Genomic DNA, 13,443 nt, shown 5'->3' with positions numbered 1-13,443 from the left:
CGGGGAACCGCGTTCTAGAAGTGCGTGGACAAGCCTGGGAAGACTTGGGGTGGATTTTTTGTTCAAGGGCCTGTTCGCCAAGGGCGTCGCCGCCGGTTTGGCTCTCGCCATCGCGCTACCGCCGGCCCATGCGCAGACGGCGCGCCGCGCCTCGCTGCCGGTCGTGCGCGACGCCGAGATCGAGGGCCTCGTCAAGGACTACTCGCAGCCCCTCCTGCGCGCCGCCGGCCTTTCGCCGGCCCGGGTCGAGATCGTGCTGGTCAACGATCTCGCCTTCAACGCCTTCGTGGCCGGCCGCCGCATCTTCATCAACACGGGCACGATCCTCGAATCCGAGACGCCCAACGAGACGATCGGCGTTCTGGCGCATGAGATCGGCCATCTGGCCGGTGGCCACCAGGAGCGGCTGCGCGACCAGATCGAGCGCGCCAAGACCATCGCGGTGGTGGCGGGCCTCCTCGGCGCGGGCGTCGCGGCTGCCGGCGCGGCCAGCGGTTCCGGATCTGTCGCGGGGCTCGGCGGCGGCCTGATGACCAGCGGCGGCAACATCGCCCAGCGCGGCCTTTTCGCCTATCAGCGGACGGAGGAGACCACCGCCGATCGCTCCGCCCTCACCTATCTTTTGAAGACCCAGCAGTCGCCCAAGGGTCTGCTCGACAGCTTCGCCGGCCTGATGCGCAAGAACATGCTGTCGGGCGTCTCGTCGGACCGCTACGTCACATCCCACCCGGCGCCGCAGGACCGCATCGGCTTCCTCCAGACGGCGGCGAAGGAGAGCCCCTACTTCGACAAGAAGGACCCGCCGGCCCTGCAGCTTCGCCACGACCTCGCGCGAGCCAAGATCGCCGCCTACAACGGCGGAGCGGGCCAGGTCCGGCGCACCTTCGGACGCAATCTCAACAGCCTTCCGGCCCGCTACGGCGACGCCATCGCGACGCATCTGGCGGGCTCGCCGCGCGCCGCGCTCGCCAAGATCGATGCGCTGATCGCCGAATCGCCCGGCACGCCGTGGTTCCACGAGGTCCGCGGCGAGATCCTTATGGCGGCCGGACGGTCCGACGAGGCCGCCGCCGCCTTTGCCAAGGCTGCCAAGCTCGATCCCACCAAGTCCGGCATCCTCGAGGCTGCGGTCGGCCAGGCGCTGGTGACCGGGGGCAAGCCGGAGAGGATGAAGGACGCCATCGCGCAGATCCGCCGGGGGCTGGAGCGCGATCCGGGCAACTCTACCGCCTATCAGTTCCTCGCCATGGCCTACGGCAAGACCGGCGACATCGGTGCCGCCGAGCTCGCCACCGCCGAGGGATACTGGGAGGGCGGCAACTTCCGCCAAGCCAAGGTTTTCGCGGCGCGCGCGCAACAGAAGTTCCGTCCGAACTCGCCGCAGTGGCGGCAGGCGCAGGACATCATCACGACGAAGGTGAACCGCAAATGACATCTCCCCGGCAACGGATCGGTTCCCCTGCGACGCGTCTCCTCCGGGCGACGGCGCCGCTGCTCGTCGGCGCGACGCTCGTTGCCGGGCCGGCGCACGCCTTCGATCAGGCGCAGACGAGCGAGATCGAGACGATCGTGCGCAACTACCTGATCGAGCATCCGGAGGTGCTCCTCGAATCGCTCCAAGCCCTGGAGGCGAAGCGCACGGCCGAGGCGAAGGCCGGCCAGGGCGAAACGATCGCCGAACTCCGCGACCGGCTCGTGTCCTCTCCGGACGGCACGGTCGCCGGAAATCCGGAAGGCGACGTCACCCTGGTCGAGTTCTTCGACTACAATTGCGGGTATTGCCGCCGTGCCGCGAGCGACCTCCAGGTGCTGCTCGAAAGCGACCCGAAGCTGCGCGTCGTCTACAAGGAGATTCCGGTCCTCGGCCCTCCCTCGGAAGCCGCCGCACGCGTCAGCCTCGCCTTCCGCGAAGCCAAGCCGGACGCCTATCCCGCATTCCAGAAGACGCTTCTGGGCTCCCGCGCGCAGGTGGACGAGGCGCGGGCGCTGGAAGTCGCCGCCGAGCTGGGCGTGCCCGAATCGACGTTGCGCCCGCTGATGGGCGGCACCGCCGTCGCGGCGGCGCTTAACGAGAGCGCGGAGCTGGCAACCGCGCTCGGCATCAACGGCACGCCGAGCTATGTGATCGGCGACGAGCTGGTGCCGGGTGCCGTCGGGGCCGACGCGCTGGCGCAGAAGATCGCCAGCGTGCGCGCCTGCGGTTCGGCCACCTGTCCGCCCGCCGCGGACTGATCCTGGCGGCCCGGCCGCGTCGTCCCGGCTTTCCGTGCCGCCCGCAAGCGTTTATACGGCACGGATCGAACGGATGCGTCGCTTCGGCGTTCGATCCGTCACAAAGCTGACCGGCAGGCTCCCGCCTGCCCCTTTCGGAGCCGGGACCGTTCGTGGTCCGGGCCCGGCGTTGCATGATTGACCGGCGGCGGGTGGCCCATTCCGCCCTGCCCGCCCGGCGAGTTCGAAGGACCAATATGGAAAAGGATTCGACTGTGGACCGTTCGCTGGTACGCGAGCTCGCCGACATCCTGAACGACACCGATCTGACCGAGATCGAGATCGAGCAGGGCGAGCTGCGCATCCGCGTCTCGCGCCAGAAGGAATACGTGGCGGCCGCCGGCTATGCCCATGCCGTTCCGGCACCGGCACCCATGCCGGTCGCGGCGCCCCAGGCTCCGGCGGCCCCCGCCGCTCCGGCCGCGTCCAGCGGGCCCGAGGTCGGCTCCGTCCCCTCGCCCATGGTCGGCACGGTCTATCTGGCCTCCGCACCGGGCGCCAAGCCGTTCGTCGAGATCGGGCAGACGGTGAGCGAGGGCGAGACGCTCCTCATCATCGAGGCGATGAAGACGATGAACCAGATCCCCGCGCCTCGCTCGGGCACGATCAAGCGCATCTGTGTCGACAACGGCCAGCCGGTGGAATACGGCGAGGCGCTGGTCGTCATCGGCTGATCCTCCGCAAGGAGGCGCGCATCGGTTTCGCGGTCGGGCGAGCATCGGAAGGGCATTCATGTTCAACAAGGTACTGATCGCCAATCGCGGCGAGATCGCGCTCCGCGTGCTGCGGGCCTGCAAGGAGCTCGGCATCGCGACGGTCGCGGTCCACTCCACGGCCGACAACGCGGCCATGCATGTGCGCCTCGCGGACGAGAGCGTCTGCATCGGGCCGCCGCCCGCCCGCGACAGCTATCTCAACATTCCGCAGATCCTGGCGGCGTGCGAGATCTCGGGCGCCGACGCCGTCCATCCGGGATACGGGTTCCTGTCCGAGAACGCCCGCTTCGCCGACATTCTGGAGGCGCACAACATCGCCTTCATCGGCCCGACCGCCGAGCATATCCGCGTGATGGGCGACAAGATCGAGGCCAAGCGCACGGCCAAGGCGCTGGGCATTCCCGTCGTGCCCGGCTCGGCCGGCGCGGTGACCGACGACGCCGAGGCGATGCGCGTGGCGCAGGACATCGGCTTTCCGGTCCTCGTGAAGGCGTCGGCCGGCGGCGGCGGGCGTGGCATGAAGGTGGCGCATACGGCCGCCGACCTGTCGCTTGCCCTGTCCACGGCGCGCGCCGAGGCCGGCGCGGCGTTCGGCGACGATGCCGTCTATCTCGAGAAGTATCTCAGCAAGCCTCGCCACATCGAAGTTCAGGTGTTCGGCGACGGCAAGGGCAAGGCGGTGCACCTCGGCGAGCGCGACTGCTCGCTCCAGCGCCGCCACCAGAAGGTCTGGGAGGAGGCCCGCTCCCCGGCTCTCGACGACGCGCAGCGCCGCCGCATCGGCGAGATCTGCGCTGACGCCATGGCCCAGATGAAGTACCGGGGCGCCGGCACGATCGAGTTCCTGTACGAGAACGGCGAGTTCTACTTCATCGAGATGAACACCCGTCTGCAGGTCGAGCACCCGGTGACGGAAGCCATCACGGGGCTCGACCTCGTGCACGAGCAGATCCGCGTCGCGGCCGGCCTCGGCCTATCGGTGACGCAGGACGAGGTGAAGTTCAACGGCCACGCGATCGAGTGCCGCATCAATGCCGAGGACCCGCGCACCTTCGCGCCGTCGCCGGGCCAGATCAGCTATTATCATGCACCGGGCGGCCTCGGCGTGCGGGTCGATTCGGGCGTCTACCAGGGCTACACGATCCCGCCCTTCTACGATTCGCTGATCGGCAAGCTGATCGTCCACGGACGGACGCGCAACGAGTGCCTGATGCGCCTGCGCCGGGCGCTGGACGAGATCATCGTGGACGGGGTGAAGACCACGCTGCCGCTGTTCCAGGATCTCATCGACACGCCGGACATCCAGGCCGGAAACTACGATATCCACTGGCTGGAGCAGTATCTCGCCGCCGCCGCGAAAGCGGCCTGAGATCCCATTGGCACGCGGCAGTCGGGACGGCCTCGAGCCGCTGATCACGCCGGAAATCCTGCTGCGGGCCTATGCCGCCGGCATCTTTCCGATGGCGGAGGGTGCCGACGATCCGTCGATCCATTGGGTCGACCCCACGTTCCGGGGCATCCTGCCTCTGGATGGGTTCCACGTCCCGCGCTCCCTGCGCAAGACGATCCGGCAGGCGCCGTTCGAAATCCGCTTCGACAGCGCTTTCGCGGCGGTGGTGGATGCCTGCGCCGAGCCGGCGCCCGGCCGCGATCAGACCTGGATCAACGCGCAGATCCGCGAGCTTTACCTCGCCCTGTTCCGGCTGGGTCACGCCCATTCGGTCGAGGCTTGGGCGGATGGCGAGCTGGTCGGGGGGCTTTACGGCGTCAGCCTCGGCGCGGCCTTCTTCGGCGAGAGCATGTTCTCGCGCCGCACCGACGCGTCCAAGGTGCCGCTGGTCTACCTGTGGGATCGGCTGCGCCGCGGCGGCTTCACGCTGCTCGACACGCAGTTCATCACCGGGCATCTCGAGCGTTTCGGAGCCGTCGAGATCCGCCGTGCGCGCTATCGCGAACTCCTGGCGGACGCGATCGCGCGTCCGGCCGAGTTTCACTGCGCCGGCGGCACCGCCGAATCGGTTTTGCAGTCCTTGAGCCAGACGTCGTAGACCGGGTGTTCGACGGCGTTCAGGCCAGGCGAATCCGCGAACATCCAACCGGTGAAGATGCGGCGGATCTCACGCTCGAGCGTGATCTCGTCCACCTCCACGAAGCCATCGGTCTTCGGGGCTTCGTCCTGGGTGCGCGTGTAGCAGGCGCGCGGCGTCACCTGCAGCGCGCCGAACTGGACCGTTTCGTCGATCCGCACGGTGAAGGTCGTGATCCGCCCGGTGATCTTGTCGAGGCCGGAGAACACCGCCTCCGGATTGGCGATCCGTTCGGCGGACGCGACGGACGGCAGAGCCGAGGCGAGCACGAGGGCCGCCGCGAGGCGCGATGCGAAGAGCTTGAACCGCATGGAAGCGGCGCGTCCCGTCAGGGCGTCCAGGCGTCGTAGTCGCCCGTCACGCGCGGCCGCTCGGCCGTGTTCAGGAGCGAGCCCTTGGGGCGGTAGGCGAAGCGCGTGCCGGTCTGGTTGGGCAGGTGCGGCTTCTGCCACTCGCGCGGCTTGTAGTTCTCGTCCACCGGCGGCGTGTCGACGCGGTGGTGCATCCAGCCGTGCCAACCGGCGCCGATCTGCGTTGCCTCCGCCTCGCCGGCGTAGATGACCCAGCGGCGTTTGCCGTCGGCCGACTGGTAGTAGACGTTGCCGCGCTCGTCCTCGCCGACGCGCTTGCCGAAGCGCCAGGTGTGGAACCGCGTTCCGATCGTCTGGCCGTTCCACCAGGTGAAGATCTGCAGCAGCCAGGGTTTCATCGCATCGTGTCCGTTGGGCCTTGGCGGGGTTATGCTGCCGCGGCCGGAAAAAGTCTAGGCGTCGAAGGCGCCGAGCGGGCGCTCCAACACCACCGCCGGCAGGCCCGACCCATCGTCCGAGCGGCCGACCTGAGCGAAGCCCTGCGAGACATAGAAGCCGATCGCGCGCGCGTTCGCCTCGTCCACCTCCACCCTGATGCGCGTCGCCTGCGGAAAGCAGCCTGCGATCTCGCCGAGAAGGTCGGTGCCGATCCCTTGCCCCTGCGCTTCGGGCCGCACGTAGAGCTGATGGAGCGTCACCAGCGTCCGGTCGCCCGCGGACGCGCGGGCGAAGGCCATGCCGCCGAGCCGCGTGCCGTCGTCGGCCACCAGGAACTCCGTGTCCGGTTCGCTGAGGCGGGCCCGCAGCACCGCTTCGCCATGCCGATCCGTCGTGATCGCGGCCACGCGCTCCGCCCCGTGGATCGGATCGTAGGTCGCGTGCCACGTCTCGCGGAGGAGCTCGCCGACGGCCGCCATGTCGCGCGCGCCGGCCGTGCGGACGAAGTAGACCGTCATTCCAGCCCGAGCTTGGCCTTGACCAGGTCGTTGACGGCCTGCGGGTTGGCCTTGCCGCCCGTCGCCTTCATCACCTGGCCGACGAACCAGCCGGCGAGCGTCGGCTTGGCCAGCGCCTGCGCCACCTTGTCCGGGTTGGCGGCGATCACCTCGTCCACCGCCTTCTCGATCGCGCCGGTGTCGGTCACCTGTTTCAGGCCGCGGCTCTCGACCAGCTCGCGCGGGTCGCCGCCCTCCGCCCAGACGAGCTCGAAGAGTTCCTTGGCGATCTTGCCCGAGATCGTGCCCTCGCGGATCAGATCGAGCACGGCGCCGAGCTGCTCGGCCGAAACCGGCGTGTCCTCGATGCCCTTGCCGCTCTTGTTGAGCGCACCGAGCAGGTCGTTGATCACCCAGTTCGCCGCCTGCTTGGCATCGCGTCCCCTGGCCACCTGCTCGAAGAAGTCGGCGATCGACTTTTCGGAAACGAGGATCGACGCGTCGTAGGCCGAGAGCCCGGCCTCGGTCATCAGCCGTTGGCGCTTGTCGTCCGGCAGCTCCGGCAGCCCTTCGCGCAGGCCCTCCACGAAGGCCGCGTCGAATTCCAGCGGCAGCAGGTCGGGGTCGGGGAAATAGCGATAGTCGTGCGCATCCTCCTTGGAGCGCATGGCCCGCGTCTCGCCCTTGGCCGGGTCGAACAGGCGCGTCTCCTGGTCCACCGTGCCGCCGTCCTCGATCAGCGCGATCTGACGGCGGGCCTCCGACTCGATGGCCTGGCCGACGAAGCGGATCGAGTTGACGTTCTTGATCTCGCAGCGCGTGCCGAAGGCGCCGCCCGGCCGCCGCACCGAGACGTTGACGTCGGCGCGCATCGACCCCTCGTCCATGTTGCCGTCGCAGGTGCCGAGGTAGCGCAGGATGGTGCGAAGCTTGGTGAGGTAGGCGCGCGCCTCGTCCGCCGAGCGCATGTCGGGCTTGGAGACGATCTCCATCAACGCGACGCCCGAGCGGTTGAGGTCCACGAAGGACATGGTGGCGTGCTGGTCGTGCAGCGACTTGCCTGCGTCCTGCTCGAGGTGCAGTCGCTCGACGCCGACCTCGATCTCCTCGAACTGGCCCTTGGAATCGGGGCCGACGGCCACGATCACGGTGCCCTCGCCGACGATCGGCTGCCCGAACTGCGAGATCTGGTAGCCCTGCGGAAGGTCGGGGTAGAAGTAGTTCTTCCGGTCGAACACCGAGCGGTGGTTGATCTGCGCCTTGAGGCCGAGGCCGGTGCGCACCGCCTGCCGCACGCATTCGAGGTTGATGACCGGAAGCATGCCCGGCATCGCGGCGTCCACCAGCGACACGTTGTCGTTGGGCTCCGCGCCGAACTGCGTCGAGGCGCCGGAGAAGAGCTTCGATTCGGACAGGACCTGGGCATGGACTTCCATGCCGATCACGATTTCCCAGTCGCCGGTCGCGCCGGGGATCAGCTTCTTGGGATCGGGGGTGCGGGTGTCGACGAGGGTCATCGGGCGAACTCGTAGGTCTCGGGGCGCAGGCTCATGGCGATCATCGGCGCGGGCGGGCCGTCACCACCAGCGCGCGGGCGCGAGGCGCCCGGCGCTCTTCTCGATCACGGAGGCCGTCGCGAACAGCGTCTCCTCGTCGAACGGTCGTCCGATGAGCTGGAGCCCGAGCGGCGTGCCCTCGCCGGACAGGCCGGCAGGCACGGCGATGCCGGGCAGGCCGGCGAGGTTCACCGTGATGGTGAAGACGTCCTGAAGGTACATGGCGACGGGATCGGCCGCGAGCGTCTCGTCGCCCACGGCGAAGGCGGCGGAAGGCGTCGTCGGCGTCAGCAGCGCATCCACGCCGTCGGCGAACACGGTCTCGAAATCGCGCTTGATGAGCGTGCGGACCTTCTGCGCCTTGAGGTAGTAGGCGTCGTAGTAGCCGGCGGAGAGCACGTAGGTGCCGATCATGATGCGCCGCTTAACCTCGCGTCCGAAGCCGGCCGCGCGGGTGTTCTCGTACATCTCGGCGATGTCCTTGCCCGGCACGCGCAGGCCGTAGCGAACGCCGTCGTAGCGGGCGAGATTGGACGAGGCCTCGGCGGGCGCCACGATGTAGTAGGCGGGAAGCGCGTATTTCGTATGCGGCAGCGAAACGTCCACGATCTCGGCCCCGGCCTCGCGCAGGGTCGCGATACCCTTCTGCCAGAGCGCCCCGATCTCGGCCGGCATGCCGTCCACGCGGTATTCACGCGGGATGCCGATGCGCAGACCCTTCACCGAGCGGCCGACCGCCGCTTCGTAGTCCGGCACGGCGCGGTCGACCGATGTCGTATCCTTCGGGTCCGACGAGGCCATGGACGCGAGGAGGATCGCGGCGTCGCGCACGTCGCGCGCGATCGGCCCGGCCTGGTCGAGCGACGAGGCGTAGGCGACGATGCCCCAGCGCGAGCATCGGCCGTAGGTCGGCTTGATGCCCACCGTGCCGGTGAAGGCCGCGGGCTGGCGGATCGAGCCGCCGGTATCGGTCGCCGTGGCGCCGGCGCACAGGCGCGCGGCCACAGCCGCTGCCGATCCGCCCGACGATCCGCCGGGCACCAGCGCGACGTCCGAACCGGTGCGGCGCCAGGGGTTCACCACCGGGCCGTCGTGGCTCGACTCGTTGGAGGAGCCCATGGCGAACTCGTCCATGTTGAGCTTGCCCAGCATCACGGCGCCATCGGCCCAGAGATTGGCGGTCACCGTGGATTCGTAGCGCGGGCGGAAGCCGTCGAGAACGTGCGACGAAGCCTGCGTGCGCACGCCCTCCACCGCGAAGAGATCCTTCACGCCGAGCGGGATGCCTTCGAGGGCGCCGCCCTCGCCGGCCGCGAGCCTGGCGTCGGACGCGGCGGCCATCGCGCGCGCCTTGTCGCCGGTCACGTCCACGAAGGCGTTCAGCGCGCCGTTGGCCGTCTCGATCGCGCCGAGATAGGCTTCGGTGAGTTCGCTCGCCGTGAAGGTCTTGGCCTTCATGGCGTCGCGCGCTTCGGCGATGGTCAGTTCGGTCAAGTCGGTCATGGTCTCGCTGCGTCGAATGGTCGGGACACGGCCTGGTCGGCGTCGCGTCGCGCGAGCGTCTTGCGATAGAAGGCGGCGTAGCCGCTGTCGGGATAGTCCGCGAAGGCACCGCAGGGCGCGAAGCCGGCCCGCTCGTAGATCTGCCGGGCGGCCCGGAAGCCGATCCCGGTTTCCAGCGCGAGCTCGTCCAGCCCTTGCGCCAGAGCCTCCGCCTCGATGCGCTGAAGCAGGCGGGCGGCCAGCCCGCGCCCGCGTGCGGCGGGGCGAAGATACATCCGCTTCACCTCGCCGAGCTGCCCATCGAGCCGGCGCAGCGCGCCGCAGCCGACGGCCGCGCCGTCGATCCTGACGAGGAACGTCGTGGTGTCCGGCCGCGCCATCTCCTCGGCGGTCATGCGGAACTTGAACTCGTCCGGCGTATGCGGCTCCTGCGCGTCGATCGCATCGTTGAGTTCGGCGATCAGGGCGCGCAAATCGTCCTGCAGCGGGGTCTCGACGCGGATATCGACGTCGCCGCCCGTCATTCCACGACCTTGGGTACGAGGAAGAAGTGCTCCTGCGTGGCCGGCGCGTTGGCGACGATGTCCTCCGCCTTGTGACCGTCGGTCACCGCGTCCTCGCGCTTCTTCATCTCCATCGGCGTCACCGAGGTCATCGGCTCGACGCCCGAGACGTCCACCTCGCCGAGCTGCTCGACGAATCCGAGAATGGCGTTCAGCTCGCCCTGCATGGTCGCGACGTCCTCCTCGGACACCGCGATGCGGGCAAGCCGGGCGACGCGACGAACGGTGGCTGTATCGACGGACATGCGCTTTCCCGAACTGGTGGTCGAGACGGTGCTATATCGACGGGGTTGCCCGGAGGCAACGCCGTCGAGCCTAAGCGCCGCGCCGGTCAGATGTCGAAGGGCTGGCCGACCTCGGGGATCAGGACGCGGGACGCCTCGTCCTCCATCGCTTCGAGGAAGCGGTGCGGATCGGCGTCGAGGATCGGCATCGTTCCCCAGTGGAGCGGCACGATCGTCTTGAAGTTGAAGTAGCGCCGGCAGGCCAGGGCGGCGACGGCGCCGCCCATCGTCAGACGGTCGCCGATGGGCACGAGGCCGATCTTGGGCTGGTGCAGTTCCTCGATCAGCGCCATGTCGCCGAAGATGTCGGTGTCGCCCATATGGTAGACGCTGTTGCCGTCGTCGAAGTGGATCACCAGGCCGTTGGGCATGCCGAGATAGGTGATCGTGCCGTTCTCCTCGATGCTGGCGGACGAGTGGAACGCCTGGGTCAGCGTCACCGAGAAGTCGGCGAACTTGACCGTCCCGCCGGTATTGGCGGGTTCGATCGTGTCGACGCCCTTCGACTTCAGCCAGTTCACCAACTCGTAGGTGCCGACGACCTTCGCGCCGGTGCGTCTGGCGATCTCCACGGTGTCGCCGACATGGTCCGAATGGCCGTGCGACAGGAGAATGTGCGTCACCCCTTCGGAGGCTTTGGCGACGTCGCCCGAGAAGTGCGGGTTCCCGCTCAGGAACGGATCGATCAGGATCACGGAGCGTCCCGTGTCGATGCGGAAGGCCGAGTGGCCGAAATAGGTCATCTTCATGCTAGGGGGATCTCCGGTTTGGCCGCCGCGTGAATAGGCCGTCTGGCCGAAGAAGCTAGCGCCGTCGGCCCCACATCAAGGACGCAGCATGGTGATCGCCGATCTCGCAGACATCCTCGACATGCGCGCCGCCGGCGGAACCGCGGTGGGGCTGGACCTCGGCACCAAGACCATCGGCGTCTCGGTGTCCGATCTCGGGTGGCGGCTGGCGAGTCCGCGTCCGGTGATCCGCCGCACGAAGTTTCAGGCGGATGCCGCTGCCCTCACGGCGTTTTTTGCTTCCGTCGATGCACGCGTCGTGGTGATGGGACTGCCGCTCAACATGGACGGGAGCGAGGGCCCCCGGTCGCAGTCCACCCGCGCCTTCGTGCGCAACTACGAGCGGGCCGACACGCGCCCGTTCGTGTTCTGGGACGAACGGCTCTCGACGGTGGCCGCCGAGCGCGGGCTCCTGGAGATGGACGTCTCGCGGCGGCAGCGCGCCGAGCGGATCGATTCGGCCGCCGCGTCCTTCATCCTTCAGGGCGCCTTGGATAGGCTCTCCAGGCTCGCCGAGCCGCGCGAGTAGCGTTCGCGCAGATAGGCGACGATCGGCTTGCGCCGGCGGAACGCGTAGAGCGCCAGCACGATCAGGCTGTCGAGCACCAGCGCACGGACCACGAGCGGCGGCAGGGATTCGGGCGGGACGCCGAGGGCGCCGCCGTAGACGGCGAACACGGTGTCGTACATCTCGCGGGAGAAGAAGTGGAGGCCGAGGCTCCAGTCGTTCGCGGCCAGCGTCAGCCACAGGACGAGGAAGGTGATCGGCAGGAACCAGAGCGACAGCAGCCAGCGCATCAGGCGTCGCGTCCCGAGCGCTCGTCCCGCCGGCGCGGGATGGAGGCGTTGATCGCCGCGACCGTCCGCCGGAAGGCGATCTCGTCCAGCTCGTCCTCGTCGTCCGGTGCGAAGATGCACGCGTCGAAAGCCAGCGCCACGAGGCTGAGCCCGATCGACCAGACGGCGAGGTCGAGCCGGTCGAACACCGCCGCGAAGGGTGCGCCGAACAGCGAGGCCGCGATCACCATGGCCGCGCAGATCCCGATGCCCGCGAAACCGAGGAGTTCGCCCCGGCGCGCCTCGGCCTCGTCCGCCGCGTGCACGCGGATCAGTCCGACGGCCAGAAGCGCCGCCGTGCCGATGCAGAGCATCGCCACGCCCCAGCTCACGGGGCCCGTGCCCGCCGGCAGTTCCAGCGCCACGCCGCCGATGGCGAGGTGGCCATTCAGATGGAGGATCTCGTTCGCGCCGGTCACGGCGAGGAACCCCGCCCATGTCGATAGGGCGAAGGTCGTCGGGATGCGCTTCATGGGCCGATCCTCCGAAGGTTAACGAAAGCTTAACGCCAACATCCCCGCTTCGCTCCCGCCCCGCAACGCGAACCGGTCGACATGGTTAACCGCGTCCCGCGCCTCCGTCGTCGCGCTTGTGGCCCCTGCCCGTTTCTCCTATAGGCGGTGCTCGCCATGACAGCGATTTCGCCCCCCTCCGCCGCCCCGCACCGCCACCTTCTCGGCATCGCGGGCCTGTCGCTTCCCGACATTCACGCGCTGATGAGCCTCGCCGAGCGCGAGATCGCCGTCAGTCTCGGGCGGGACAAGAAGAAGGCGGCGCTCAAGGGGCGCACGCAGATCAACCTCTTCTTCGAGGCTTCGACGCGCACGCAGGCCTCGTTCGAGCTCGCGGGCAAGCGGCTGGGCGCCGACGTGATGAACATGTCGGTCGCCAACTCGTCGGTGAAGAAGGGCGAGACGCTGATCGACACGGCGATGACGCTGAACGCGATGCGCCCCGACATCCTGGTGGTGCGCCACCACGCGGCGGGCGCCGTGGCGCTTCTGGCGCAGAAGGTCGGCTGCTCGGTGGTCAACGCCGGCGACGGGGCGCACGAACACCCGACCCAGGCGCTTCTGGACGCCCTCACGATCCACCGCCGCAAGGGCCGCGTCGCGCGGCTGACGGTCGCCATTTGCGGCGACGTCCTGCACAGCCGCGTCGCGCGATCCAACATCCTCCTCCTCAACGCTCTGGGCGCCGACGTGCGCGTCGTCGCGCCGTCCACTCTCCTGCCCAACGGCATCGAGCAGATGGGCGTGCGCGTCTTCCACGACATGGACCGTGGGCTCGAAGGCGCCGACGTGGTGATGATGCTCCGCCTGCAGCGCGAGCGGATGGAAGGCTCCTTCGTGCCGTCGGTGCGCGAGTATTTCCGGCTCTTCGGCCTGGACGCGCAGCGCCTGTCGCGGGCCGAGCCGGACGCGCTGGTGATGCATCCGGGGCCGATGAACCGCGGCGTCGAGATCGCATCGGAGGTCGCGGACGGCCCCCAGAGCGTCATCGAGGAACAGGTCGAGATGGGCGTCGCCGTGCGCATGGCGGTGATGGAATGGATGATGGGCAACGAGGAGACCGCATCGTGACCGGCGCCG

17 protein-coding genes are annotated in these 13,443 nt (G+C 68.9%); 7 read left to right on the top strand and 10 right to left on the bottom strand.

Features of this window, described 5'->3' with window-relative positions; all coding sequences use genetic code 11:
- Positions 1-49 precede the first annotated feature (49 nt).
- From D3218_RS03030 to aat, 5 genes are all read left to right on the top strand, one after another.
- Positions 50-1,432, top strand: a complete 1,383-nt coding sequence (locus D3218_RS03030; RefSeq protein WP_245414891.1) for a M48 family metalloprotease — start codon at positions 50-52, stop codon at positions 1,430-1,432.
- Entirely contained in the window at positions 1,429-2,232 is an 804-nt protein-coding gene (locus D3218_RS03025) for a DsbA family protein (protein WP_119538383.1), read from the top strand. Before D3218_RS03030 ends, D3218_RS03025 begins: the two co-directional genes overlap by 4 nt.
- Before the next feature lie 236 nt (positions 2,233-2,468).
- Complete coding sequence (accB, locus tag D3218_RS03020) at positions 2,469-2,945, top strand: acetyl-CoA carboxylase biotin carboxyl carrier protein (RefSeq protein WP_119538382.1); 477 nt, start codon at positions 2,469-2,471, stop codon at positions 2,943-2,945.
- A 58-nt stretch (positions 2,946-3,003) separates the two neighbouring features.
- Positions 3,004-4,356 (top strand): acetyl-CoA carboxylase biotin carboxylase subunit, encoded by a 1,353-nt coding sequence (gene accC, locus D3218_RS03015; protein WP_119538381.1) that lies wholly within the window; start codon positions 3,004-3,006, stop codon positions 4,354-4,356.
- Position 4,357: 1 nt separating this feature from the next.
- Positions 4,358-5,035 (top strand): leucyl/phenylalanyl-tRNA--protein transferase, encoded by a 678-nt coding sequence (gene aat, locus D3218_RS03010; protein WP_425359283.1) that lies wholly within the window; start codon positions 4,358-4,360, stop codon positions 5,033-5,035.
- Here aat and D3218_RS03005 read toward each other — a convergent pair.
- The 8 genes from D3218_RS03005 to D3218_RS02970 form a co-directional block, all read right to left on the bottom strand.
- Entirely contained in the window at positions 4,978-5,385 is a 408-nt protein-coding gene (locus D3218_RS03005; RefSeq protein ID WP_119538379.1) for a DUF2155 domain-containing protein, read from the bottom strand. The two genes, aat and D3218_RS03005, sit on opposite strands and share 58 nt — an antisense overlap.
- 17 nt (positions 5,386-5,402) lie before the next feature.
- A complete protein-coding gene (locus D3218_RS03000) occupies positions 5,403-5,783 on the bottom strand; it encodes an NADH:ubiquinone oxidoreductase subunit NDUFA12 (RefSeq protein ID WP_119538378.1) in 381 nt (126 codons plus the stop codon).
- A 54-nt stretch (positions 5,784-5,837) separates the two neighbouring features.
- On the bottom strand, positions 5,838-6,341 hold the full coding sequence (locus D3218_RS02995) for a GNAT family N-acetyltransferase (protein ID WP_119538377.1): 504 nt from the start codon (positions 6,339-6,341) through the stop codon (positions 5,838-5,840).
- On the bottom strand, positions 6,338-7,837 hold the full coding sequence (gatB, locus tag D3218_RS02990; RefSeq protein ID WP_119538376.1) for an Asp-tRNA(Asn)/Glu-tRNA(Gln) amidotransferase subunit GatB: 1,500 nt from the start codon (positions 7,835-7,837) through the stop codon (positions 6,338-6,340). The genes D3218_RS02995 and gatB overlap by 4 nt, the downstream gene beginning before the upstream one ends.
- A gap of 60 nt (positions 7,838-7,897) precedes the next feature.
- Positions 7,898-9,379: an Asp-tRNA(Asn)/Glu-tRNA(Gln) amidotransferase subunit GatA gene (gene gatA, locus D3218_RS02985; protein WP_119538375.1), complete on the bottom strand. Its 1,482-nt coding sequence runs from the start codon at positions 9,377-9,379 to the stop codon at positions 7,898-7,900.
- Entirely contained in the window at positions 9,376-9,903 is a 528-nt protein-coding gene (locus tag D3218_RS02980; protein ID WP_119538374.1) for a GNAT family N-acetyltransferase, read from the bottom strand. The genes gatA and D3218_RS02980 overlap by 4 nt, the downstream gene beginning before the upstream one ends.
- Positions 9,900-10,187, bottom strand: coding sequence for an Asp-tRNA(Asn)/Glu-tRNA(Gln) amidotransferase subunit GatC (gatC, locus tag D3218_RS02975; protein WP_119538373.1), 288 nt, complete (start codon positions 10,185-10,187; stop codon positions 9,900-9,902). The genes D3218_RS02980 and gatC overlap by 4 nt, the downstream gene beginning before the upstream one ends.
- Positions 10,188-10,273: 86 nt before the next feature.
- Complete coding sequence (locus D3218_RS02970; protein ID WP_119538372.1) at positions 10,274-10,975, bottom strand: metal-dependent hydrolase; 702 nt, start codon at positions 10,973-10,975, stop codon at positions 10,274-10,276.
- An 88-nt stretch (positions 10,976-11,063) separates the two neighbouring features.
- Here D3218_RS02970 and ruvX point away from each other — a divergent pair, with 88 nt between their 5' ends.
- Complete coding sequence (gene ruvX, locus D3218_RS02965; protein ID WP_119538371.1) at positions 11,064-11,543, top strand: Holliday junction resolvase RuvX; 480 nt, start codon at positions 11,064-11,066, stop codon at positions 11,541-11,543.
- Here the strand turns inward: ruvX and D3218_RS02960 are convergent.
- Both D3218_RS02960 and D3218_RS02955 read right to left on the bottom strand, forming a co-directional pair.
- Positions 11,495-11,812, bottom strand: coding sequence for a DUF6105 family protein (locus tag D3218_RS02960; protein WP_119538370.1), 318 nt, complete (start codon positions 11,810-11,812; stop codon positions 11,495-11,497). The genes ruvX and D3218_RS02960 overlap by 49 nt on opposite strands.
- Positions 11,812-12,324 carry a hypothetical protein gene (locus tag D3218_RS02955; protein WP_119538369.1) on the bottom strand — a complete coding sequence of 171 codons (513 nt, stop codon included), beginning with the start codon at positions 12,322-12,324 and terminating at the stop codon, positions 11,812-11,814. Before D3218_RS02955 ends, D3218_RS02960 begins: the two co-directional genes overlap by 1 nt.
- 156 nt (positions 12,325-12,480) lie before the next feature.
- Between D3218_RS02955 and D3218_RS02950 the strand changes: the two genes are divergently transcribed.
- Positions 12,481-13,434 (top strand): aspartate carbamoyltransferase catalytic subunit, encoded by a 954-nt coding sequence (locus D3218_RS02950; protein ID WP_119538368.1) that lies wholly within the window; start codon positions 12,481-12,483, stop codon positions 13,432-13,434.
- The last annotated feature ends 9 nt before the right edge of the window (positions 13,435-13,443 follow it).

This window comes from Aureimonas flava, assembly GCF_003583935.1.
GTDB classification, from domain to species: Bacteria; Pseudomonadota; Alphaproteobacteria; order Rhizobiales; family Rhizobiaceae; genus Aureimonas; species Aureimonas flava.
This window is presented reverse-complemented; position numbering and strand designations above follow the sequence as displayed.

Coding starts and splice junctions, on each gene's coding strand:
- D3218_RS03025 (WP_119538383.1), top strand. CDS start 1,429: ATGACATCTCCCCGGCAACGGATCGGTTCCCCTGCGACGCGTCTCCTC.
- accB (WP_119538382.1), top strand. CDS start 2,469: ATGGAAAAGGATTCGACTGTGGACCGTTCGCTGGTACGCGAGCTCGCC.
- accC (WP_119538381.1), top strand. CDS start 3,004: ATGTTCAACAAGGTACTGATCGCCAATCGCGGCGAGATCGCGCTCCGC.
- D3218_RS03005 (WP_119538379.1), bottom strand. CDS start 5,385: ATGCGGTTCAAGCTCTTCGCATCGCGCCTCGCGGCGGCCCTCGTGCTC.
- D3218_RS03000 (WP_119538378.1), bottom strand. CDS start 5,783: ATGAAACCCTGGCTGCTGCAGATCTTCACCTGGTGGAACGGCCAGACG.
- D3218_RS02995 (WP_119538377.1), bottom strand. CDS start 6,341: ATGACGGTCTACTTCGTCCGCACGGCCGGCGCGCGCGACATGGCGGCC.
- gatB (WP_119538376.1), bottom strand. CDS start 7,837: ATGACCCTCGTCGACACCCGCACCCCCGATCCCAAGAAGCTGATCCCC.
- gatA (WP_119538375.1), bottom strand. CDS start 9,379: ATGACCGACTTGACCGAACTGACCATCGCCGAAGCGCGCGACGCCATG.
- D3218_RS02980 (WP_119538374.1), bottom strand. CDS start 9,903: ATGACGGGCGGCGACGTCGATATCCGCGTCGAGACCCCGCTGCAGGAC.
- gatC (WP_119538373.1), bottom strand. CDS start 10,187: ATGTCCGTCGATACAGCCACCGTTCGTCGCGTCGCCCGGCTTGCCCGC.
- D3218_RS02970 (WP_119538372.1), bottom strand. CDS start 10,975: ATGAAGATGACCTATTTCGGCCACTCGGCCTTCCGCATCGACACGGGA.
- ruvX (WP_119538371.1), top strand. CDS start 11,064: ATGGTGATCGCCGATCTCGCAGACATCCTCGACATGCGCGCCGCCGGC.
- D3218_RS02960 (WP_119538370.1), bottom strand. CDS start 11,812: ATGCGCTGGCTGCTGTCGCTCTGGTTCCTGCCGATCACCTTCCTCGTC.
- D3218_RS02955 (WP_119538369.1), bottom strand. CDS start 12,324: ATGAAGCGCATCCCGACGACCTTCGCCCTATCGACATGGGCGGGGTTC.
- D3218_RS02950 (WP_119538368.1), top strand. CDS start 12,481: ATGACAGCGATTTCGCCCCCCTCCGCCGCCCCGCACCGCCACCTTCTC.